The following is a 256-nucleotide window of genomic DNA, read 5'->3' on the forward strand; positions in this document are numbered from 1 at the left end:
TTTATCCCTGGTGCTTTGCTGCGTGCAATCTGCTTTTGGCCCGTGTAGGCAGAATCACCCCAGTAACGTGTCTCGTGCCCGTGCAGTAATTTTGGCAATACCTGGCTGTCGTGGACATTGGCTCCGGTTGCGACAACGGCATGAATCAATTTGGTCTTGCTATCAACGCCTATGTGTCCCTTCATCCCGAAATACCATTGATTGCCTTTTTTGGTCTGGCGCATTTCCGGATCACGTTTGCCTTCTTTGTTCTTGG

At 50.0% G+C, this 256-nt stretch carries 1 protein-coding gene; it reads right to left on the bottom strand.

Translation table 11 applies throughout. The annotated features are described in order from the left end of the window. A partial coding sequence (locus ACO0LL_RS30415; protein ID WP_422954550.1) for a transposase occupies positions 1 to 256 on the bottom strand: 256 nt, incomplete at both ends.

It is taken from the genome of Undibacterium sp. TC4M20W, from assembly GCF_049340245.1.
In the GTDB taxonomy this organism is placed as follows: Bacteria; Pseudomonadota; Gammaproteobacteria; order Burkholderiales; family Burkholderiaceae_D; genus Undibacterium.